Source organism: Mycolicibacterium novocastrense (assembly GCF_001499835.1).
Taxonomy (GTDB): domain Bacteria; phylum Actinomycetota; class Actinomycetes; order Mycobacteriales; family Mycobacteriaceae; genus Mycobacterium; species Mycobacterium novocastrense.
The window spans coordinates 43,391-64,973 of sequence record NZ_LQIH01000020.1 but is presented as its reverse complement, the minus strand read 5'-3'; the positions used below and the strand labels follow the sequence as shown (position 1 = coordinate 64,973).

Annotated in this window: 22 protein-coding genes; 11 read left to right on the top strand and 11 right to left on the bottom strand. The window is 66.8% G+C overall.

Annotated features, from left to right (window positions below; all coding sequences use genetic code 11):
- The first annotated feature begins 2 nt into the window (after nucleotides 1–2).
- From AU072_RS15775 to AU072_RS15760, 4 genes are all read left to right on the top strand, one after another.
- A complete protein-coding gene (locus AU072_RS15775; protein WP_064414648.1) occupies nucleotides 3–863 on the top strand; it encodes a mycofactocin-coupled SDR family oxidoreductase in 861 nt (286 codons plus the stop codon).
- Nucleotides 864–880: 17 nt separating this feature from the next.
- Nucleotides 881–1,072: a ferredoxin gene (locus AU072_RS15770; protein ID WP_064405182.1), complete on the top strand. Its 192-nt coding sequence runs from the start codon at nucleotides 881–883 to the stop codon at nucleotides 1,070–1,072.
- Nucleotides 1,073–1,115: 43 nt separating this feature from the next.
- Nucleotides 1,116–2,498: a cytochrome P450 gene (locus AU072_RS15765; RefSeq protein ID WP_235629935.1), complete on the top strand. Its 1,383-nt coding sequence runs from the start codon at nucleotides 1,116–1,118 to the stop codon at nucleotides 2,496–2,498.
- 65 nt (nucleotides 2,499–2,563) lie between these two features.
- On the top strand, nucleotides 2,564–3,004 hold the full coding sequence (locus tag AU072_RS15760; protein WP_064414647.1) for a hypothetical protein: 441 nt from the start codon (nucleotides 2,564–2,566) through the stop codon (nucleotides 3,002–3,004).
- Nucleotides 3,005–3,012: 8 nt separating this feature from the next.
- Here AU072_RS15760 and AU072_RS15755 read toward each other — a convergent pair whose 3' ends face one another.
- The 10 genes from AU072_RS15755 to AU072_RS15710 all read right to left on the bottom strand — a co-directional run bounded on the left by AU072_RS15755 (nucleotide 3,013) and on the right by AU072_RS15710 (nucleotide 13,709).
- On the bottom strand, nucleotides 3,013–4,221 hold the full coding sequence (locus AU072_RS15755; RefSeq protein ID WP_064414646.1) for a DUF1214 domain-containing protein: 1,209 nt from the start codon (nucleotides 4,219–4,221) through the stop codon (nucleotides 3,013–3,015).
- Nucleotides 4,222–4,230: 9 nt separating this feature from the next.
- Nucleotides 4,231–4,998 carry a sugar phosphate isomerase/epimerase family protein gene (locus AU072_RS15750; RefSeq protein ID WP_064414645.1) on the bottom strand — a complete coding sequence of 256 codons (768 nt, stop codon included), beginning with the start codon at nucleotides 4,996–4,998 and terminating at the stop codon, nucleotides 4,231–4,233.
- A gap of 1 nt (nucleotide 4,999) precedes the next feature.
- On the bottom strand, nucleotides 5,000–6,142 hold the full coding sequence (locus tag AU072_RS15745) for a sulfotransferase family protein (protein ID WP_407937607.1): 1,143 nt from the start codon (nucleotides 6,140–6,142) through the stop codon (nucleotides 5,000–5,002).
- Nucleotides 6,143–6,165: 23 nt separating this feature from the next.
- Complete coding sequence (locus AU072_RS15740) at nucleotides 6,166–7,293, bottom strand: LLM class flavin-dependent oxidoreductase (RefSeq protein WP_064414643.1); 1,128 nt, start codon at nucleotides 7,291–7,293, stop codon at nucleotides 6,166–6,168.
- A 127-nt stretch (nucleotides 7,294–7,420) separates the two neighbouring features.
- The gene (locus tag AU072_RS15735) at nucleotides 7,421–8,197 is read right to left on the bottom strand and encodes an SDR family NAD(P)-dependent oxidoreductase (protein WP_064414642.1); all 777 of its coding nucleotides are present in this window, start codon (nucleotides 8,195–8,197) and stop codon (nucleotides 7,421–7,423) included.
- Nucleotides 8,198–8,214: 17 nt separating this feature from the next.
- Nucleotides 8,215–9,513, bottom strand: coding sequence for an acyl-CoA dehydrogenase family protein (locus tag AU072_RS15730; protein ID WP_064414641.1), 1,299 nt, complete (start codon nucleotides 9,511–9,513; stop codon nucleotides 8,215–8,217).
- A gap of 22 nt (nucleotides 9,514–9,535) precedes the next feature.
- A complete protein-coding gene (locus AU072_RS15725; protein ID WP_064414640.1) occupies nucleotides 9,536–10,312 on the bottom strand; it encodes an enoyl-CoA hydratase/isomerase family protein in 777 nt (258 codons plus the stop codon).
- A gap of 1 nt (nucleotide 10,313) precedes the next feature.
- Nucleotides 10,314–11,540: an acetyl-CoA C-acetyltransferase gene (locus AU072_RS15720; RefSeq protein WP_082680967.1), complete on the bottom strand. Its 1,227-nt coding sequence runs from the start codon at nucleotides 11,538–11,540 to the stop codon at nucleotides 10,314–10,316.
- 1 nt (nucleotide 11,541) lies between these two features.
- Nucleotides 11,542–12,717 (bottom strand): acyl-CoA dehydrogenase family protein, encoded by a 1,176-nt coding sequence (locus AU072_RS15715; protein ID WP_064414639.1) that lies wholly within the window; start codon nucleotides 12,715–12,717, stop codon nucleotides 11,542–11,544.
- Entirely contained in the window at nucleotides 12,717–13,709 is a 993-nt protein-coding gene (locus AU072_RS15710) for an acyl-CoA dehydrogenase family protein (protein ID WP_064414657.1), read from the bottom strand. The genes AU072_RS15715 and AU072_RS15710 overlap by 1 nt, the downstream gene beginning before the upstream one ends.
- A 283-nt stretch (nucleotides 13,710–13,992) precedes the next feature.
- Here AU072_RS15710 and AU072_RS15705 point away from each other — a divergent pair, with 283 nt between their 5' ends.
- From AU072_RS15705 to AU072_RS15690, 4 genes are all read left to right on the top strand, one after another.
- Complete coding sequence (locus AU072_RS15705; protein WP_174523799.1) at nucleotides 13,993–15,075, top strand: amidohydrolase family protein; 1,083 nt, start codon at nucleotides 13,993–13,995, stop codon at nucleotides 15,073–15,075.
- Nucleotides 15,076–15,112: 37 nt separating this feature from the next.
- Nucleotides 15,113–16,255, top strand: coding sequence for an amidohydrolase family protein (locus tag AU072_RS15700; protein WP_064414637.1), 1,143 nt, complete (start codon nucleotides 15,113–15,115; stop codon nucleotides 16,253–16,255).
- 1 nt (nucleotide 16,256) lies between these two features.
- Nucleotides 16,257–16,649: a Rieske (2Fe-2S) protein gene (locus tag AU072_RS15695; RefSeq protein ID WP_064350287.1), complete on the top strand. Its 393-nt coding sequence runs from the start codon at nucleotides 16,257–16,259 to the stop codon at nucleotides 16,647–16,649.
- 112 nt (nucleotides 16,650–16,761) lie between these two features.
- Nucleotides 16,762–17,670: an alpha/beta fold hydrolase gene (locus AU072_RS15690; protein ID WP_064414636.1), complete on the top strand. Its 909-nt coding sequence runs from the start codon at nucleotides 16,762–16,764 to the stop codon at nucleotides 17,668–17,670.
- A 109-nt stretch (nucleotides 17,671–17,779) separates the two neighbouring features.
- On the opposite strand, the gene AU072_RS15685 is transcribed toward AU072_RS15690, so the two are convergent.
- A complete protein-coding gene (locus AU072_RS15685) occupies nucleotides 17,780–18,253 on the bottom strand; it encodes a hypothetical protein (protein ID WP_064414635.1) in 474 nt (157 codons plus the stop codon).
- A gap of 36 nt (nucleotides 18,254–18,289) precedes the next feature.
- Here AU072_RS15685 and AU072_RS15680 point away from each other — a divergent pair, with 36 nt between their 5' ends.
- From AU072_RS15680 to AU072_RS15670, 3 genes are read left to right on the top strand one after another with little or no spacing between them, the layout of a single operon-like run.
- Nucleotides 18,290–19,591 carry an NADH-ubiquinone oxidoreductase-F iron-sulfur binding region domain-containing protein gene (locus AU072_RS15680; protein ID WP_064414634.1) on the top strand — a complete coding sequence of 434 codons (1,302 nt, stop codon included), beginning with the start codon at nucleotides 18,290–18,292 and terminating at the stop codon, nucleotides 19,589–19,591.
- Between the two features lie 8 nt (nucleotides 19,592–19,599).
- Nucleotides 19,600–19,899: a ferredoxin gene (locus tag AU072_RS15675; protein ID WP_235629939.1), complete on the top strand. Its 300-nt coding sequence runs from the start codon at nucleotides 19,600–19,602 to the stop codon at nucleotides 19,897–19,899.
- Complete coding sequence (locus AU072_RS15670; RefSeq protein WP_064414632.1) at nucleotides 19,896–21,539, top strand: thiolase C-terminal domain-containing protein; 1,644 nt, start codon at nucleotides 19,896–19,898, stop codon at nucleotides 21,537–21,539. Before AU072_RS15675 ends, AU072_RS15670 begins: the two co-directional genes overlap by 4 nt.
- Nucleotides 21,540–21,583 lie beyond the last annotated feature (44 nt).

The following is a 21,583-nucleotide window of genomic DNA, read 5'->3' as shown; positions in this document are numbered from 1 at the left end:
CAGTGGGACGCGTACAGGGAAAGGTCGCATTCGTCACCGGTGCGGCTCGTGGGCAGGGACGCAGCCATGCGGTACGGCTGGCTGAGGAGGGCGCCGACATCATCGCGGTCGACCTCTGCGAGAACATCAACACCATCGGCTATCCGATGGCCACGCCGGAGGATCTCGAGGAGACCGCGGCGTTCATCGAGAAGACCGGCCAGCGTGTGTACACGGCCAAGGCCGACGTGCGCGAGGCCGCACAGCTCAAGGCCGCGGTCGAGGAGGGCATCGCGCAACTCGGCGGGCTCGACATCGTCGTCGCGCAGGCCGGTGTCGCGGGCATGAAAGGTCAACCGCCCCTGCAGGCGTGGATCGACGTCATCAACACCAACCTCATCGGGACGATCAACGCCATTCAGGTGTCGCTGCTGCACCTCAAGGAGGGCGCATCGATCATCGCGACCGGTTCCACCGCGGCGCTGATGGACACCCATGAGAAGAACGACCCGGGCAACGACCCCGGTGGCATGGCTTACGTGCACTCCAAGCGCGCGCTGTCGGCCTACGTGCACGACCTGGCCACCGAGCTCGCGCCCCGGGGGATCCGCGCCAACGTCGTGCATCCCACCAACTGCAACACCAACATGCTGCAGAGCGAGCCGATGTACCGGTCATTCAGGCCCGATCTGGAGAAGCCGGAACTCAAGGACGCCGAGCCGGTCTTCTACGTGCAGCAGGCCATGAAGGTGCCGTGGGTAGAGCCCGAGGACATCAGCAACGCGGTGCTCTGGCTGGCTTCCGACGAAGCCCGCTTCGTCACCGGCGCCCAGCTGCGCGTCGACGCCGGCGGCTACCTGAAGTGGTATGACTACCACAACTGAGCAAAGGAGTTGTGACAGTGAAGGTTTGGGTTGACGGAACACGCTGCCAGGGCCACACCCTGTGCGCGATGATCGCACCCGACTCGTTCGAACTCGACGACGTCGACGGCCACGCTTCTGCGGTGAACGAAGTGGTTCCCCCGGACCAGGAGGATCTGGTGCGGGAGGCCGCCCACTCCTGCCCGGAACAGGCCATCGTCATCGAATGACGCGGGCCGCGTAGACCGTCGAAAAGCAATAGGAGACACCGCCGTGACTGTCCACAGCGATGAGCCGCTGGCGCGAAGAGCCACCGGAGACGACGACCGCAAGAAGAACAGATACCACTTCGACCGGCACACCCCCGAATACCGGCTGCAGTTCGAGAAGATCACCGAGGAGATGCACGCTCGGTGCCCGATGGCGTGGACGGACACCTACAACGGACACTGGGTCGCCGCGGACAGCAAGCACGTGTTCGAACTGGCCCGCTGCCCCGCGGTATCCAACCACCACGACATCACCGGCGAAACGCCGTTTCAGGGCATCACCATCCCGAAGGCCAGTCGTGCCACCGTGGTTCGCGGCGGCATCCTGGAGATGGACGAACCCGAACACAGCGCCTACCGCGGTGCGCTGAACCCGTATCTGTCGCCTGCGGCCATCAAACGCTGGGAGCCGTTCGTCGACGAGATCACCCGCGCCGCACTCGATGAGCACATCGAGTCGGGCCGCATCGATTTCGTCGAGCACCTCGCCAACGTCGTGCCGGCGGTGTTCACGCTGGCGATGATGGGCATCGACCTCAAGAAGTGGAACGTCTACAGCGAGCCGACCCACGCCTCGGTGTACACGCCCGAACACGCTCCCGAACGGGAGAAGATCAACGAGCAGCACCGCGAGATGGGCATCGACCTCATCAACAACATGATGGAAATCCGGGAGAACCCGCGCCCGGGCCTGGTGAACGCACTGCTGCAGTTGCGCATCGACGGTGAACCGGCCCCGGACATGGAGATTCTGGGCAACCTGGGATTGATCATCGGCGGCGGTTTCGACACCACCACCGCACTGACCGCGCACGCCCTGGAATGGCTCGGCGAGCACCCCGATGAGCGGGAGCGCCTCAGCCGCGAACGCGACACGCTGTTGCACCCGGCCACCGAGGAGTTTCTGCGATTCTTCACGCCGGCGCCCGGTGACGGCCGGACGTTCTCCGAGGATGTCGAGGTCGAGGGCCAGCAGTTCAAGAAGTATGAGCGACTGTGGCTGTCGTGGGCGATGGCCAACCGTGACCCCGCCGTGTTCGAGCAGCCGAACGAGGTGATGCTCGACCGGAAAGGCAACCGCCACTTCAGTTTCGGCATCGGTGTGCATCGCTGCGTGGGATCCAATGTGGCACGGACGGTCTTCAAGTCGATGCTGACCGCCGTGTTGGACCGGATGCCGGATTACGTGTGCGATCCGGAGGGCACGGTTCATTACGACACGATCGGGGTGATCCAGGGCATGCGGAACCTGCCCGCCACTTTCACTCCGAGCAAGCCGCTGGGACCGGGTCTCGACGAGACGTTGGAGAAGCTTCAGCGAATCTGCAATGAACAGGAACTGGCCCGGCCGATCACGGAACGCAAGGAAGCCGCAGTCATCTCCTGATCCGCGCTCACCACGGGCGCAAAGGTGATTTGATGGGCAGCGGGCGGGGACAGAGAGGAACGACGTTGAAGCGCTGGAAGGTCTTCGTCGCCGCGGCCGCGCTGGTGATGGCCGCGGGCACCATCGCGCCGCCGCCCGCCAACGCGATGATGACGCTGGGCAACTACGACCTGCTCACCAACAGGTACAACCGGGCGTCGTGGGTGTGGTTCATCACCGCCTGCCTGCCCGACAGACCCCTTGATTGTGTCTATGTGAGCGCGCGCCCGCGCCTGAAGTTCTACGCCTACTACGAGGGCCCCGCCCAACTGGTCGATGGCCGCTACACCATGACGGTCGACGTACCGGACGGTCTGCAATGTCCCGGCCAGGTGCTGCCCACCCGCGAGACGTACTCGTGGGACGAGGTGTCGCTGGTCGGCACCATCGAGTCCCACTACAACGTCGGCTGTTTCAACGGCCCGCCGGGCATGCAGTTCTGGACGTTCAAGCTGCAGCGGCTCTAAGCCCTGCCCTACCAACCGTAGCGTCGACGAATCCCGTTGAAACGGGCCCACATCTGTGCGGTGCGCTCGGCCGGTGTCACGACCGGGCAGTCCGGCGGCAGCGCGTCGGCGAGGTCGGCGCGCTTGACCAGTTGGGTGCGCAAAGGAACGGGATGCCCGTCGAGCATGTGCCGGTAGGTGAGGTTGCCTCGCTCGAAACCCTGCGTGTCCAGCCAGTTGTGGTAACCGGGGTCGTCGTGTGACAACACCAGACGCACCTTGCCGTCCGAATCGGCCTTCGCGCGGCTCGGCGTGTAACTCACCGGGCGATAGAGGTAATCCATGCTGGTGAAGAACGGCCCCATGTTGGTGAACATCCACAATCCGTCGTGGGCGTCGAACTCGACGATCAGCGATTCGTCGCGGGCCAGCCGCCAGTGCATGTTCACCGCCGCGCGGCCGCGCCGGGCGTCGGCGCCGGTCGCGGCCATGTCGGGGAACCGGTTGGGGTGCTCGGCGTCGACACCGCCGAGTGTGAACGGGAATTCGGGCCAGTCGGACATCATCTGGGTGAGGAAGCCACCCGCCCACTCCATGGCCGAGATCATCTCCGCAGGGTTCGGCACCGGCCTGGGCTCGGCCATGTCGACGCGTTCGATGCGCATGCGGGCCGGTCGCTCCTCCCAGCCGTCGAAGCCCTGGCGGATGAACAGCTTTCGAGACCCCGCGGTGGTGGGCAGCCAGTTCGGTCCCCGTCGCGACCCCCCGATGTAGATCTCGAAGCTTCCATTCTCCTCGGTAAGCAGTTGTGTCCCCGTCAAATTCGCTTCCGGCACATCCCCGAACGGTTCGTGCAGGACGCCGGGCCCGCCGGGGCGCGGTCCCTGCACCGTGATGTTGAGGAAGGGGGCGGTGCCGCGCTCTCCCACGATCCGGTACACCGACGTCCCGTCGATCCACGCCTGCTGGTACAGGAAGTCCGCACAGTCGCCACCGAGCTTGCGACCCGGATGGCAGAACGTGTGGATCTCGGGATACCGGGTGTTGCGGGTCTCCAACGCGAGGTCGAACGCCTGCCCGAGATTCTGAGTGAGAAAGCGGAAACCGTCTGCCCGGTGGATGGCGGAAGCCGCATTGTGGTCCTTGAAGACGCGCTCCCCCGCCTGTTTCAGCCGATCGCAGAAGGCGTCCCACGCCGATCTCAGCGCGGCGTCATCCGGGCCGTCTCCGAACGCCATTCGGTTCCCCTAGCCGTCGAGTTCTTCCAGCATGGTCGATACCACGTCACAGGCGCGGCGTGCCGCTTCGAAGCGACCTTCCTTCTCGATGCGCGGCCCGATCAGCTCCAGGTCGAAACCGTGCGGATAGCCCGCGCCCAGTACCGCCGAGAGGAACGGCACGATCGGGATGGCGCCGTCGCCGGGTACGGCGCGTGCGGGCAGTGCACGATCGCCGAGGACGTAGTCGCTCAACTGGATCATCTGGGTTCGGGGCAGGGCCCGCTGCACCAGCGCGGTCAGGTCCGCCTCCGCCCAGCAGTGGAACAGGTCGATGCAGACGCCGAGTCCGGTTGCCTCGGCGAGGGTGATCGTGTCGCGCAGGGTGTGCGCGATGTGGATGTCGGCGTACAGGCTCGACGCGTTCTCGATCGCCAGAGCCACACCCGCGTCTTCGGCCACCTGGACGCAGGGCGTCACGGCCTCGCCGAACCGGTCCGCCGCCTGTTCCCAGGTGAGGTCGCCTCGCCCGCCGGTCAGCATGTACACCGCCCGCGCACCCAGGGCGTGGGCCGCGTCGAGCACCCGCAGCAGCGCGTCGCGCGACGAGAAGAGGTGGTACACCGTCTCCACCAAATATCCCTCGCCGGCAACCACCGTCGGCAGCTCTGGTTCGGACAGCTGCGAGTCGATCAGGCTGAGCCGCCGCACTCCCAGCGCTCGCCAATGCTGCACCAGTTCGCTCAGCGGCGCCCCGTAGAACGTGACGCTGTGTACCGAGAGCCGCTCGTCGGGCACCTCAGCCCCGGTTCTCGATCGGCACGCCGAAACGTTCTCGGAACGGGCGGAACTCGTCGTGCAGGGCGCCGAGGTCCTCACCGATGTCGGTGAGCAGCGCGGTGGAGTAGCGGAACTTGCCGTGCCGATCGCCCGGGTTGTCGGCCAGGTATCGCCGCATGGCGGCCTCGGCCTCGACGGTCAACTCTCGGCCACAGAACTCGTAGTAGCGGCGCACGGTGCCGACCTGGTCGGCGATGAAGTCGGCGTAGCGCACGTGCAGGATCCGAGGATCGTCGACCAGCGGACTGGCCATGGTGTTGGCGATGCTCTCGCGGGTCAGCGCCAGGTGCATCTTCGCCGCGGCATGCAGATCGACCGGTCCCACGATGCCCTCGAGAATGTCGGCCATCATCATCGTGCGCGACGCCGCGACCTGCACCGGGTCGCGGTGCAGCCACATCAGCGTGGCGTCCGGATAGGCGTCGAAGAGTTCCGTGAGCCGGAACCCGTGAAACCCCTTGAGCACCCACCGTTTTCGGGGACAACGGTACTGGAACTGCTGCAACATCGCCTTGTGGATGCGGTACTGCGCGGCGGGGTCGGTCGGCAGCCCTCCCACGACGGTCTGCATCGGCACACGCCACCACGCGGTCGGGGTCAGCACCCGGAAGTCGAAGGCCCAGGTCCGTTCGTCCTCGGGCAACCCGTCGCCCAACATGTCGTTGTACGGGTGGCTGTGCAGCCATTTCGACAGCTTGGCGTTGATCTCGCGCCAGTCGGCATCGGCCCGAGCGCGACGCGGGTCGTCGCCCGCGACGGTGCCAGGCGGCGGGGACGGATACATCACCTCCCAGAACCGCAGCGCGCGGGAGTCCGGGTCGACGGACATCAGCGCGTGCATCAGCGTGGTGCCCGACCGAGGCTCACCGGTGACGAACATCGGCCGCTCGATGACCTCCTCGGCGACCGGGTGGCGCCGGCGGTCCTCGAAGAACTCCAGGCGCGAGGTGAGCAGCCAGTGGCACACCTCGGCGGCGCGCCGCCTGCCGTCGGCATCCATCCCGATCGTGTTCAGGTGGTCGATGACCAACGAGAACCGTTGCGGCAGAGTGAGATCGCCGTAGTCGCGCAGCCCGGTCTCGGCCTGCGCGCGGGCGAGCATGTCCTCTGCCACCAACCGCGCGGTCACCGGATGTCCCCACACAGTGTCATCAGTTCGTCTTCGACTTCCCGCACGTTCTGCGCCGACTGGGCGGTGTACCGCAGGCCGGCCATGGCGCCGTAATCCATAATCTTGGGCACCCGCAGTCCGGCGTCGACGTAGTCCTTGATGACGCGGGCGAGTTGTTTGGGCGTACCGTGCGGGACCATCGCCAGGATCATCTCCGGTTCGACCCGATCCAGGAAGTCGACGATCCGCTCGCGGGTGAGCACCGCCGGGTCGATGTCCTGGTATCCGCGCCAGTTCTCCCCCATCGGATGTTCGAAGCCCACCTTGCGTAGAACCTCCGCCGACACCTGCAGCAGGAACGACTTCACCAGGGGCGCCTCGAGGATCTCGGCCAGCGCGGCGTCGTCGCGGCCCACCAGACACACCTGGATGAAGCACGGCGTGATCGCAGAGGGGTCGCGTCCGGCCCTCTCCGCGGAAAGCCGGACGGCTGCGAGCTTTTCGGCATAGTCGTCCGGCGACCACGCACCGGTCGGCCACCATCCGTCGGCGTAGCGGCCCACGATGTCCAGCGTGCGCGGACCGCTGCCGCCGATCCAGATCGACGGGAAGCGGCCCTCGTAGGGTTCGGTGTCGAGGCGGGCGTGGTGCAGCCGATAGAACCGGCCGTCGAAATCGACCGGGCCGTCGCTGTCCCACAACAGCCGGATCACCTGAAGTGCCTCTTCGAAGCGGCTGACCGGCGTCGTGAAGTCGAAGCCGTACGGCACGGTGTTCTCGGTCTCCCCGCTGCCCAGGCCGAGGACGAAGCGCCCCTTGGCCAGGTGGTCGATCGTCAGCGCGCTCTGCGCCAACGTCGATGGGTGCCGGCGCACGGTGTCGACGACACTGGTCACCAGCGGCACGTTCGTCGTCAGCACCGCGGCGGCCGCCGCGACCGCCATACCGTCGAGGTGGCGGTGCGGTGACGGCGAAACCGTTGCCAGGTCGGTGAACTCGGGCGTCCAGATCGAGTCGGGCCAGAAGCTGACCATGTGATCGGGCATCCAGATCGAGTGGTAGCGCCCGCTGTCGAGGTCGTCGAGCACCGACAGGTCCAGCGGCAGCGTGGTCCGCAGGTACGCGGCGGGCTGAACCCTCACTCGCCGCCCCCTCCCTGTTGCGCCGAACGTGGGTTACCGTCACATCGAACCGCCGGATGGCGTGACACAATCCCACACTCGCGCGTCACTGCTGCACACTCGCGCGTCGCGACTGGACACCCGCGCATCACGACCGGTCCGTCTCACGCAGGAACGACTGCGTGTGCGCGATGCGACCGGTCAACGTCTTCGGATCGCCGGTGCACAAACGGAACGCGGTCTCGGTGATCAGCGAGATGTCTTCGGTGTCGCTCTTGGCCAGGTCGAGCGCGCCGGCGCCCTCGGTGGCGACCGGATTGGTGGGAGCGGCGGCGTTGACGGCGATACCGTCGTCGTACAGTTCGGCCGCAAGGCTTTTCGTCAGCCGGTTCAGCGCCGCCTTGACCGTGCCGTACACACCGAAACCGGCGGTGCGGTCGAACTCCGAAAAGGGCGGACCCTCGGGTAGATCCCCGCCGACCGACGTCACGTTCAGCACCCAGCCGCGCCCGCGTTCGCGCATCGCCGGGATCGCCATCTGGGTGAGATGCAGTGGCGCCATGACGTGCATCTCCACCATCAGCCGGACCCGTCGCTCGGGGAACTCGTCGAGGGGCCGCAGGAACGTGACGGCGGCATTGTTGACCAAGATGTCGGGCGCGCCGATCCTGTCGACCACCTCGGAGAACAACCGGGTGCGCTGCTCGCTGTCGGACAGATCCGCAGCCACCGCGATGGCCGATCCGCCGGCGGCTTCGATCTCCTCGAGGGTTTGTCGCAGCGAGCCTTGGTATTTCGGGTCCGGTTCGAGCGTGCGCGCGGTCAGCGCGACGGTCGCGCCCTCGCGCGCCAGTCGCTGCGCGATGGCCTTGCCGAGCCCCCGGCTGCAGCCGGTCACCAGCGCGATTTTGCCGTCACACGACACTGTGGGACCTCCTGGCGTCAGCCTCGCGGAATGCCCGCGAGTTTGTCGGCGAATTTGGCTTCGGCGGCTTCGCGTAGCCGCAGCAGGTGTTCGGAGGGGAACACGTCCGGCGCCGGCTCGACGTCCTTGAGCAGCAGCCGCGCCAGCGTCACCTTGTGCACCTCGGTCGGGCCGTCGGCCAGCCCGAGCACGAACGACTCCGTCAGGTACTGCACGAACGGCATCTCGTGGGAGGTGCCGAGCGACCCGTGCAGCTGCAGCGCCCGCGCCGAAACGTCGTGCAGCACTTTCTGCATCATCGCCTTGACCGCCGAGATGTCCGCGCGCACCGCCTTGTAGTCGTTGTACTGGTCGATCTTCCAGGCGGTCTGCAAGGTCATCAGCCGGAACGCCTCGATCTCCATCCAGGAGTCCGCGATCATCTCCTGAACCATCTGTTTGTCGGCCAACATCGAACCCTGGGTGTGGCGCGAGACCGCGCGTTCGGTGAGCATGTCGAAGATCCGCCGCACCAGACCGACGGTCCGCATGGCGTGGTGAATCCGCCCGCCGCCGAGCCTGGTCTGGGCCACCACGAAGGCTCCGCCACGGGGACCGAGCATGTGATCGTCGGGTACGCGGACGTTCTCGTAGCGGACGTATCCCTCCCGTCCACCGCCGCCGAGGGGTTGGTAGCCCAGGCCGACGTCGCGCAGCACGTTGATGCCGGGCGTGTCACCGGGTACGACGAACATCGAGTAACGCTGATACGGCGGCGCGTCGGGGTCGGTCATCGCCATCACGATGATGAACGACGCCATCGACGCGAACGACGAGTACCACTTCTCGCCGTTGATCACCCAGTGGTCGCCGTCGCGGGTGGCGGTGGTGGTGAACACCTTCGGATCGGCGCCGCCGTGGGGTTCGGTCATCGAGAAGCACGACACGATCCGGTTGTCCAGCAGCGGTTCCAGATACCGCTGTTTGAGTTCGGGTGTGCCGTAGTGGGCGAGGATCTCGCTGTTACCGGAATCCGGTGCCTGCGAACCGAACACGATCGGTGCACATTCGGACCGGCCGAGGATCTCGTTGAGCAGTGCCAGCTTGACCTGGCCGTAGCCAGGGCCGCCGAGGTGCGCGCCCAGATGGGTGGCCCACAGCCCGCGTTCCTTGACGATCTGCTGCAGCGGCGGAATCAGCGCCTGTCGCACCGGATCGTTGAGATCGTGCGACTCCTTGACGATCAGATCGATGGGTTCGCATTCGCTGCGGACGAACTGCTCCACCCACGCCAGCTGTTCGGCCCACTCGGGGTCGGTCGAGAAATCCCAGGCCACTGTTCGTCCTTCCGTCCGCTTTTCAGCTATCCGACCACTTCCGCCGGCGTTGCGCGGCTTCCTCGGTGGCGTGGCTGAGCACCTGATTGCGGTTCTCCAGCTCCATCGCGGCCTCGAGACCGGAAGCGTCGGTGTTGGTCTGCAACGCCCGCTTCGTCAGTTGCACACCCAGCGGGGAGAGGTCGGCGATGGACGCCGCGATCTCCCGGGCGCGCTCGGTCAACCGCTCCGGTGCGACGACCTCGCTGACCAGCCCGCGGCGGTCGGCCTCCTCGGCGCTGACCGTGCGGCCGGTCAACATCCAGTCCGCTGCGACGCTGGTGCCCACGATCCTGGGCAGGTGATAGCTCATGCCCATCTCGGCGCCCGAGAGGCCCAGCAGGATTGCGGCGTTACCGAAAGTCGCTGCCGTCGAACAGATCCGGATGTCAGAAGCCAGGCACAGCGCGAGCCCGGCGCCGACGCACGGTCCGTTCACGGCGGCGACGACCGGCTGCGGCAGCGCCCGGATCGCCTGCGGCAGCGCCGCCATCGCCTCCTGGAACCGCATCCGTTCGATCGCCGGGGCCGACGCCTTCATGGGCGACCCGAAGTTGCGCACGTCGATCCCGGCGCAGAACCCACGCCCGGCACCGGTCAGCACGACGACGTTGACCGAGGTGTCGGCGCCGATCTCGGCGAAGGTGTGCGACAGTTCGTCGCGCATGACCTCGTTGATCGCGTTGAGCTGCTTGGGCCGGTTCAGTTGCAGGACAACGACGCCCGCGCGGTCCCGGTCGACGACCAACGTCTCGGTCATGTCAGACCCGCTCGATGATGGTGGCGGTGCCCATTCCTCCACCGGTACACATCGTGACCAGGCCGGTGGCCAGGTCGCGGCGTTCGAGCTCGTCGAGCACCGTGCCGATGAGCATGGCACCCGTCGCCCCGATCGGGTGGCCGAGCGCGATCGCCCCGCCGTTGACGTTGACCCGGTCCGGATCGAGCCCGAGGTCGCGGATGGTCTTCAAGGGCACGGCCGCGAACGCCTCGTTGATCTCCCACAGATCGATGTCGGCCACGGCCATCCCGGCCTTGTCCAGGCACCGCTGCGCGGCGGGTCCCGGCGCGGTGAGCATGATGACCGGCTCGCTGCCGATCGCCGCGGTGCACCGGATCTTCGCCCGCGCGGCAACGCCGTTGACGTCGAGCCATCGCCGCGACGCGACAACGGCCGCGGCGGCGCCGTCGACGACGCCCGACGAGTTGCCCGCATGGTGGACGTGGTCGACGGCGGTCAACTGCGGATACCGGGCGAGGCAGATCTCGTCGAATGTGGCGGATTCACCCTCGACGCGCGCCGAGCCCATCTTCTCGAACGCCGGCGGCAACTTGGCCAGCTTCTCGGAAGTCGTGCCGGGCCGGGGGTGTTCGTCATGATCGAGGGCGCCGTCACCGGCGCCATCGGTCACCGCGATGACCGAACGATCGAAGCGGCCCTCGGCGATCGCGTCGGCGGCGCGCCGTTGGCTCTCCACGGCGTACGCGTCGACGTCCTCGCGACCGAACTTCTCCAGCGAGGCGATCAGGTCCGCCGAAATACCCTGCGGCACCGTGGGATGCAGTTGACGGAACGCGGGGTTGTCGCCGTCTATCGTCGGCACCCCGACGCTGGCCTTCCACCGCGACATCGACTCGACACCGCCGGCGACCACCAGATCCTGCGCCCCGGCCGCCACGCCGGTCGCCGCGACCGTGATCGCCTGCTGCCCCGAACCGCAGAACCGGTTGAGCGTCATGCCCGGCACGGTCTCGGGCCAGCCGGCGAGCAGGACGGAAAGACGCGCGATGTCGTCGCCGTGCTCGCCGGCGAGGATCCCGTTGCCTGCGACCACGTCGTCGACATCGACTGGATCGAAACCCGTTCTGGCACATGATGCTTGCAGGCACTGGGCGAACAGCGCCTGCGGGTGGATCCCGTGCAGGGCGCCGTCTGCCCGGCCACGACCCCTCGGTGTGCGTACCGCGTCGACGATCCAGGCGTCCATGTCAGCGCCGCGGCAGCCCGAGGACCTGCGTGGCGATGATGTTGCGTTGGATCTCCGACGTGCCACCGGCGATGGTGCCGCCGAAGCTGCGCGCATAACGCTCGAACCAGCTCGCGAAGTAGTGATCGAGATTCATGTGCTCGTACGGTCCCGAGGTCGACGGGTGGATCAACCCGTCGGCGCCGGCGGCGGCCAACGCGTTCTCCATGGCCTGACGTTCGGCTTCGGATCCGAACAGTTTGAGCACCGACACCGAGGCGGTGTCCATCTCTCCGCGCGCGGCCCGCGCCAACGCCGCCGAGCCCATCGCCCGCAACGCCTGATAATCCATGATCGTCGTTGCGTATTGGTCACGTTCGAGTTCGGTACGGGGCCGGAAGTCGGCGATCATGTTGTCGATGCGGTCGGCGAAGCCCAGCCACATCATCGTGCGCTCATGGCCGAGCGAGCCGTTCGCGACGCCCCAGCCGCCGTTGAGCGGGCCGACGAGGTTCTCGGCGGGTACGCGCGCGTCGGTGAAGAACACCTCGTTGAAGTCGAGGTTGTCCTCACCGGTCATGTCGGCGAACGGACGACACACGACACCGGGTGTGTCGGTCGGAATGATCAGCGCGCTGATGCCCTTGTGCTTGGGCGCGTCGGGATCGGTGCGAACGAACGTCAACAGGAAGTCGGCGTCGTGCGCCCCCGACGTCCAGACCTTCTGACCGTTGACGACGAAATGGTCGCCGTCGGCGACCGCTCGGGTGCGCAGCGACGCCAAATCCGAACCAGCGCTGGGCTCACTCATGCCCAGCGACGCGGTCATCTCGGCCTTCAGCACCGGCACCGCCCAGCGGTGCTTCTGCTCATCGGAGCCGAACGTGATCAGCGATGCGGCAACGATGTTGACGCCCTGGGGATTGAAGCTGTGGTAGATCCGCCGCCGGCAGAGCTCGTCGAGGTGGACGAACTGCTGCACCACGGTCGCATTGCGGCCACCGAACTCGGGCGGTTGCGCAGGAAGAAGCCAGCCGTTGTCGAACAGCAGGCGCTGCCAGTCGCGGGCCCACTGCGGCATGTGCGACACCGACTTCGGCCGCTCCAGGGTCTGCGACTCGGGCGGCAGATGCTCGTCGAGAAACGCCGCGAACTCCGCGCGGAACTGCTCGACCTCGGAATCGAAAGTCAGCTGCATCAGTTGGTCCTGTACTCCGCCGCGATCACCGCGCGATGCTCGGCGGCGCCACCGAGCAGAAGCTCGCCGGCTTTCGCCCGCTTCAGCGCGAATTGAAGGTCGTTCTCCCACGTGAATCCCATGGCGCCGAACAGCTGCAGCCCGTGCCGGAACACCACCGCCTGCGCCTCCCCCGCCGACGCCTTGGCCATGGCGGCGGCCAGACGTCGTCGCGAATCGTCTTCGGCGATGGTCAGCGCGGCGAAATAGGCCAGGGCCCTGGCGCGTTCGATGGCAACGTGCATGTCGACGGCCTTGTGCTGCACCGCCTGGAAGGAACCGATCGCGACGCCGAACTGCTGGCGCTGTTTGACGTGCTCCAGCACCAGGTCCAGGATGCGTTGGCAGGCACCGACCGTGGTGATCGCCATACCGGTCAGCGCGACGTGGCGGGCCCGTTCGGCGTCCGCGGGCACCCGCGCCGTGTCCGGCACGCGTACGTCGGCGAACGACACCTCGGCGACATGCAGCACCGGGTCGAAGACGGGACTGCGCCTCGACGTGACCTGATCCGCGTCGACGACGAAGACACCTGCGTCGGTCACGACGGCGAAGCGTTCGGCGCGGTCACCGTCGAGCACGTGGTGAGCGGTGCCGTCGAGCACCCACCCCTCGGCCACCCGGTAGGCGGCCACACCGTCGTACACGGCCGTGCCGGCCCGCTGGGCGTCGAAACGGTCGCCGACCAACGGCGCGAATTGCGTCAGCGTCGCCAGAAACGGCGTGGGATCGGTGGCGCGACCCAACTCCTCGAGCACGATGGCGAGTTCCACCGCGTTCTCGGCGTCGGCCAGCTCGGTCCAGCCGGCGTCGACGTAGGTCTTCCACAGCGGCGACGGGTCAACCCCGTTCTCGGCGATACCGCGGATCAGCGAGGCCGGGCACTGCTTGGTCACCGCGTCGCGCACGGTCTCCTGCCAGAGCCGCTGATCGGCGTCGAACTCCAGTAGCACCAAGCCTCCCGAGGCCTCGAAGATGGGCAACGCGTCGCTGCGAGAATAACATTCTCCAATCGAGGCGTAACCGTTCTCCCGATGTGACTACCACGTTTCACATGCCGCGTGTCATGCAGTTGACCAGCAGACACCCTGACCTGCGCAAAAGTAAGCGTTTTGTAGAGAACTGGATTCTTGCGATTGAAGAACAACGCTTTACACTGGGAGGTGTTCGGCGCTCGCGCAGCGCTCTTCCGCGCCTGCCGACGGGCCGGATGACATCGGAGGAACAGCCTTGGTGATGCAGAACCCGGACGGGACGCGAACTCCCGTCATCGATGCCAGCGTGCACATCTTCAGCAAGTCGAACAAGGACTTCCGCGGCTTCCTTCGCGAGCCCTTCAAGAGCCGCGGGTTCCCCGACTACGAGATGGACTGGTACGGCGCGCCCGGCGGCGAATACGCGCCCGGCACCGAGGGCGAGCGCCGCTACCCGGGCTCAGACCCCGACTTCGTCGGCGCCCAGCTGTTCGACGAGCGCGGCGTCGACGTCGCGATCCTGCACCCGATGACCCGCGGCATCATGCCCGACCGGCATCTGGGCACCGCGATCGCGGCAGGGCACAACGAAATGCTGGTCAGCCGCTGGCTCGAGGACAACCCGTACGCCGAGAGGTTCCGCGGCACCATCCGGATCAACCCCGACGACGTCACCGGTTCACTGCGCGAGATCGCCAAATACGCCGACCATCCCCGCGTCGTGCAGATCGGCGTGCCCCTGCAGTCCCGCGAGCTGTACGGCAAGCCGCAGTACTGGCCGCTGTGGGAGGCCGCCAACGAGGCGAACCTGCCCGTCGCGGTGCACATCGAAGTGGGAGCGGGCGTCCAGTACGCGCCGACGCCGTCCGGTGTGCCCAGGACCTACGAGAACTACGTCAGCTTCATGGCGCTGAACTACCTGTACCACCTGATGAATCTCATCGTCGAAGGGGTATTCGAAAGGATGCCCACGCTGAAATTCGTCTGGGCCGATGGGGCGGCGGACCTCTTGACGCCGTTCATCTGGCGGATGGACTGTTTCGGGCGCCCGCATCTGGAGCAGACCCCGTGGGCGCCGCGGATGCCCAGCGATTACCTGCCCGGCCACACCTACTTCGTGCAGGGCGCGATGGACGGGCCCGGCGATGTGGAGTACGCCGGCGAATGGTTGAGCTTCACCGGCAAGGACGACATGGTGATGTACGGGTCGAGCTATCCGCACTGGCAGCTCAACGACCTGACGGTGCCCTCGGCGTACTCCGACGAGCAGCGCGACAAACTGTGCTGGCGCAATGCCGCCGAGCTCTACGGCATAGACGTCGGAGCCGCAGTGGGCGCACAGTGATAGGGCGTGGGACGCAGTTGAAAGGCAGGGAGCCACGATGACGGTGACAGTGACAGAGCGCAAGCCCGCCGCGGAGCGCGTCGCGGTGCGCTGCGTCGACTCCGACGTTCATCCAACCCCGAGAGCGGGTGAGCTGACGCCGTACATCCCGGAGCCGTGGCGCAGCAAGTACTTCCTGACGCGGCGGATCGGCGACCAGATCTACTACGACGCACCCGACTACGCCCACGCGTACGCGATGCGGGTCGACACCTTCCCGTCGGACGGCAACTTCGCGGGCAGTGACCCCGAGCTGGCGTTCAAGCAGCTGATCATGGAGGCGGGCGCCGACATCGCGATCCTGGAGCCCGCCGCCTATCCGGCGCGGTTCCCCGAGGTCAACCATGCGATGAGCGTCGCGCTCAACGACTGGCAGGCCAATCACTGGCTCGACAGCAAGAACAACTGGCACGAGCGGTGGCGCGGATCGATCTGCGTGGCGATCGAGGCGCCCGAGGATTCGGCTCGCGAGATCGAGCGCTGGGCCGGCCACCCCTACATGGGCCAGATCCTGATCAAGGCCGAACCCCGCCCGGCGTGGGGTGATCCGAAGTACAACCCGATCTGGGAGGCCGCGACCCGCAACGACATCACGGTGAGCTGCCACCTGTCGCGCAGCCATCACGAGGAGTTGCCGATCCCGCCGGTCGGATTCCCCAGCTACAACCACGATTTCATGGTCACCTATTCGCTGTTGGCCGCGAACCAGGTGATGAGCATGGTTTTCGACGGGCTCTTCGATCGGTTCCCGACGCTGCGAATCGTGTTGGTGGAACACGCTTTCACGTGGATTCTGCCGCTGATGTGGCGAATGGACGCCATCTACGAGGCCCGCAAGTCGTGGTTGGACATCAAGCGCAAACCGTCCGAATACGTCAAGGATCACATCAAGTTCACCACCCAGCCGTTGGACTACCCCGAGGACAAGACGGAGCTCTCGCGAGCGTTCGAGTGGATGGAGTGCGAGAAGATCCTGCTCTACTCGTCGGACTACCCGCACTGGACGTTCGACGATCCGCGCTGGCTGGTCAAGCACCTGCCCGAGCACGCCCGCGAAGCGGTGATGTTCCGCAACGGCATCGCGACGTATCACCTTCCCGACACGGTTCCGGCCCTCGAGGGCCAGGTGCGGGTGTTCTGAGTTGAGCGAACAGGAGAAGACGCCCCGGCTGGCCCAGGGGCGTGAGCACGTCGTCGCCACGGTCGACGAGATCCCGCCCGGCAAGCACAAATTGGTGCCGATCGGACGCCACGGCGTCGGTGTGTACAACGTCAACGGCACGTTCTACGCGATCGCGAACTACTGCCCGCATGAGGGCGGACCGCTGTGCTCCGGGCGCGCCCGCGGCCGCACGATCGTCGACGAGAGCGTCCCCGGTGACTCGGTGATGGTCCGCGATATGGAGTACATCTATTGCCCGTGGCACCAGTGGGGTTTCGAACTGGCCACCGGCACCACGGCGGTCAAGCCCGAGTGGAGTATCCGGACCTACCCCGTGCGGGTGGTCGGCAACGAGGTTTTGGTACAGGCATGATCACGAGTCCCTTCATTTCCGCGTGGGCCCCCGCGTCAGCTGGGGATGTGCGTGTCTGCACCCGACTCGCCGCGGAAAATCAGCACTTTGCGCACGTTCGCGGAGGCTCGCGATGACCACGACGGAGTCCGCCGGCCCCGATCTCAAGCCCGGCGAGAAGACGATGAAGATCAACGGCGGCGACGTCGTCTACGAGATCCTCGGCAAGGAAGGCGATTTCATCGCGCTGACGCCCGGCGGCCGGTTCAGCAAGGACATTCCCGGTCTACGGCCACTGGCGGAGGCGCTGGCCTCGGGCGGTTACCGCGTGCTGCTGTGGGATCGGCCGAACTGCGGCAAATCCGACGTGCAGTTCTACGGTAAGAGCGAATCTCACATGCGCGCCGAAACTCTGCACGCGCTGATCACCGGACTCGGCATCGAGCAGTGCATCATCGCCGGCGGATCGGGGGGCGCGCGCGACTCGATGCTGACCACCATGCTGTATCCGGAGATCGTGCGAAAGCTGGTGGTGTGGAACATCGTCGGTGGCGTCTACGGGTCCTTCGTGCTGGGCGGACACTACGTGGTGCCGAGCATCCTGGCCGCTCGCGGTGCGGGTATCGACGGCGTGCTGCACGTCGCCGAGTGGAAGGAGCGCATCGCCGAGAATCCTCGTAACGAGGCGCGGTTCAGAGCCCTCGACGTCGACGAGTTCCTGAAGGTGATGTTGCGCTGGCTCAACGCCTTCGTACCCAAGCCCGGTCAGACGATTCCCGGTGTCGAAGACGAGATGTTCGACAACATCACGGTGCCGACCTTGATCATCCGCGGCGGCGAGAACGACTGGGACCATCCAAAGCGCACGTCGCTGGAGGTCAGCTGCCTGATCAAGGGCTCGACGCTGATCGACCCGCCCTGGCCCGAGGATGCCTGGGAGCGGGCCGGTGAGAAGTTCGCGGCCAGTGGCGGAAAGGACTTCTGCCTGTTCGACACGTGGGTGCAGGCGGCACCCGCGATCCTGAAATTCCTGGACAGTTGATGGCCGAGTCCACCACAACCGCGTGGGCCCCCACATCGGTAGGGGACGCACATCCTTGTACGCCCGCTTCGGCGTGTCGCGTACACCAGCGCGCGCTCGTGGCGTCGGCTCACGTGGTGCGGATGTGGACCTCGCAGTTGAGCGAGGCCTCCAGCGCGGTGTGCACCCGGCTCTCGGGCACCCGGTCGAGGTCGGCTCTGCGCAACGTCACGTACACGACGTCCCATCCGTCGTCGCCGGGTACCCGTTCGATCTCCCCGGAGAGCCCGAGCCCAGCCAGCACACCGTGCGCATCGTCGTCGGTGCCGCGGCTGATGAACGTCACCACGCCGGGCACCGGAGTGGTGCCGAATGCGTTGCCGCACAGTTCGAGCGCGACCCGACGGAGCTGCTCGGGATCCTCGCCGATGATCAGCAACTCGACTTCACGGCGTTTCGGCGGCAACCCGGCCAGATTGTTGGCCACCACCTCGATGCCGTGCGCAGCCGCCGAATCCCTCAGGCGAACAAGGCCGTCGTCGAGTTGGGCCGGGCCGAGTTCGCCCGCCGAGTCGACACCGACGCGCACGACCGCAGTCCTCATGTCCGTCAGCCTATCCGCGGGCCGGAAGGACCAGCCATGACCTCTACTGCCACCGAACTCGCCGTTGCCGCCTGGCCGGATTGCGCGCCGCGCCTGTTGCGCCCCTCGGAGGCGGGAACGGAGAACTACGCCGAATACACCCGGGCGGGCGGATATCGGCCGCTGATCGACGCCGATGCGCTGCTGACGCAGGTCGATCTGTCGGGCCTGCTGGGCCGCGGCGGCGCCGCGTTCCCCATCGGCACCAAACTGCGCACCGTGCACAATGCCCACCAGCGCGGCTCGGAGACCGTCGTCGTGGCCAACGGCGAAGAAGGCGAACCCGCGTCGGTCAAAGACCGCTGGCTTCTGCGCAACCGTCCTCATCTCGTGCTCGACGGTCTGCGCTTGGCGACGGCCGTCGCAGGCGCCCGTCGGGCATACGTCTACGTCTCCGACGGGCCCGCCGCGGACGCGGTCACGGCCGCGCTGGGCGAAGTGCCGTCGGAGACATTCGGCGCGACCGAGATCAGCGTCGTCACAGTCGAACCCGGATATGTGGCCGGTGAAGAGACTGCCGCGGTCCGGCGTATCAACGGCGGACCCGCCAAGCCGACCGACAAGCCGCCGCGGCCCTTCGAGGAAGGTGTTGACGGGGTTCCGACCATGGTCAGCAACGTCGAGACGCTGGCCAACCTGCCCTACATCCACGAGCACGGCGCCGAGAAGTTCCGGTCGGTGGGCACACCGATGTCACCGGGAACCTTCCTCGCGACCATCACCGGCGGCGGTCGACCGGCCGCGCTGTACGAAATCCCCCACGGCGCACCGTTCGCCGATCTGCTGGCTCTGCACGGTCTGACCAACGATGCGGTCACCGGCGTCTTGATGGGCGGTTACTTCGCCGGCCTGGTCAACACCGACATCCTCGATGCGACGCTCGACCACGAATCGGTTCGCCGACTCGGCAGCGGTCTGGGATGCGGGGCGGTCTCGATCCTCACCGACGACTGTCCCGTCGCCGTCGCGGCCGCGGTGATGTCGTACTTCGACCGGGAGAACGCGGGCCAGTGCGGATCCTGCTTCAACGGCACCGCCGCCATGGCTGCGGTCACGTCGGCGCTACGCGACGGCGTAGCCACCCAGGAGGACGTCACCCGCTTGGAACGTTGGTCGGTCGTGCTTCGCGGCCGTGGCGCGTGCGGCACCCTCGACGGCGCCACCAACGTCGCGGCGAGCCTGCTGCGACAGTTCCCCCAGGTGGTGGCCCGCCACCTCGCCAACGACTGCACGGCCTGTCGGACCGACGCGTTCGCCGCCCTGCGGCCTTACGAAGTGGAGGCGGTGGCCCAATCATGAGCGACGGCTTGCGAATCCGGCTCGATCGGACGCTGTGCGACGGCTTCGGGATCTGCGCGAAGCACGCCCCGGGGTATTTCTCCCTGGACGACTGGGGTTACGCCTCCCTCATCGGTGACGGGACGGTACCGGAGAAGGACAGGGACGCGGTGATGCGCGCACTGTTGGACTGCCCCGTGCACGCGATCATCTACATGGGTGAACACCGGCCCTCCGACGACACCGCGGTGCATCAGGAGGCACACGAGGTGCCCGAGCCGGAGCCCAGAACCGATGGCAACGAGGCGATCTCGGGATTCGTGCGGTGACCAGACCACTACCCGAGCTGACGGTACTCAACGAGTTCTTCTGGACCGCCGGCGCCGACGGTGTCCTGCGCATCCAGGAGTGCCGTGACTGCACGGCGCTGATCCATCCGCCCCAACCGGTGTGCCGGTATTGCCGGAGCCGCAACATGGGCGTTCGCGACGTCTCGGGCAAGGCCACGCTGTCGGCGTTCACCGTCAACCACCGGTTCGGCTTCCCGGACCTGCCGCCGCCGTATGTCGTGGCCCAGGTGGCGATCGTCGAGGATCCCCGAGTTCGACTGACCACCAACATCGTTGACTGCGACCCCGACGACCTGAAACTCGGTCAACTCGTCGAGGTGCAGTTCCAACAGCTCGCCGATGTGTGGCTGCCCGTCTTCAAACCCGGCAGCGACGGACAGAGCGGCCCGGCCGCCGAGGACGAGATCGCGCCACAGGACTTCTCCCGTCACGTCAGGCAGCCGCTGAGTCGCCAACGGTTCGAAGAACATTCGGCGATCACCGGAATCGGCGCGTCGCGGCTGGGTCGGCGACTGATGGTCCCGCCGCTGTCGCTGACCATCGAAGCGTGCGAGGCCGCCGTCGCCGATGCGGGTCTGACGTTCGACGACATCGACGGTCTGTCGACGTATCCCGGGTTGGACATCGCGGGCATGGGCGAAGGTGGCGTCGCCGCGCTCGAGGGCGCTCTCGGTCTCCGCCCGGTGTGGATCAACGGCGGCATGGACACATTCGGGCCCGGCGGCTCGGTCATCGCGGCGATGATGGCGGTGGCCACGGGTATGGCGCGCCATGTGCTGTGCTTTCGCACATTGTGGGAGGCGACGTTCCAGCAGCTGATGAAGGAGGGCAAGGCGTCACCGCCGGGCGGCGCGCGAACCTCGAGCTGGCAGATGCCCTTCGGTGCGATGTCGGCCGCCCACACGCTGGCGCTCAACGCCCAGCGCCACTTCGAGCGCTACGGCACCACGCGCGAGACACTCGGCTGGATCGCGCTCAACCAGCGGGCGAACGCGACGCTGAACCCGACCGCCATCTACCGCGACCCCATGACGATGGACGACTATCTCAACGCGCGGATGATCACGACACCGTTCGGGCTGTACGACTGCGACGTCCCCTGCGACGGCGCCGTCGCGGTCATCGTGTCCGCCGTGGAAGCCGCCGAAGACATGCCGCACAAGCCGGTGCTGTTCGAGGCGGTCGGCACGCAGATCGTCGAACGCACCGACTGGGACCAGAGCACGCTGACACACGAGCCTCAGGTGCTCGGCCAGGCCGCCCATTTGTGGACCCGGACGTCGTTGCGGCCCAAGGATGTCGATGTGGCCGAGCTGTATGACGGCTTCTCGTTCAACTGCCTGTCGTGGCTGGAGGCGCTCGGCTTCTGCGGTATCGGCGAGGCCAAGGACTTCCTCGACGGCGGCAAGGCCATCGCCCGCGACGGGGTGATTCCGTTGAACACCCACGGCGGCCAGCTGTCGCACGGCCGTACCCACGGGATGGGTCTGATCCACGAAGCGGTCACCCAGCTTCGCGGCGACGCGGGCGAGCGGCAAGTGAAGGACGCCAAGGTCGCGGTGGTCAGCAGCGGCGGGCTCACACCCAGCGGGGCGATCCTGATGCGGACCGACGGGTGAGCGGGGCGGCTCCCGGCCCCAATGTCGCCGCCGGGGCGGCTCCC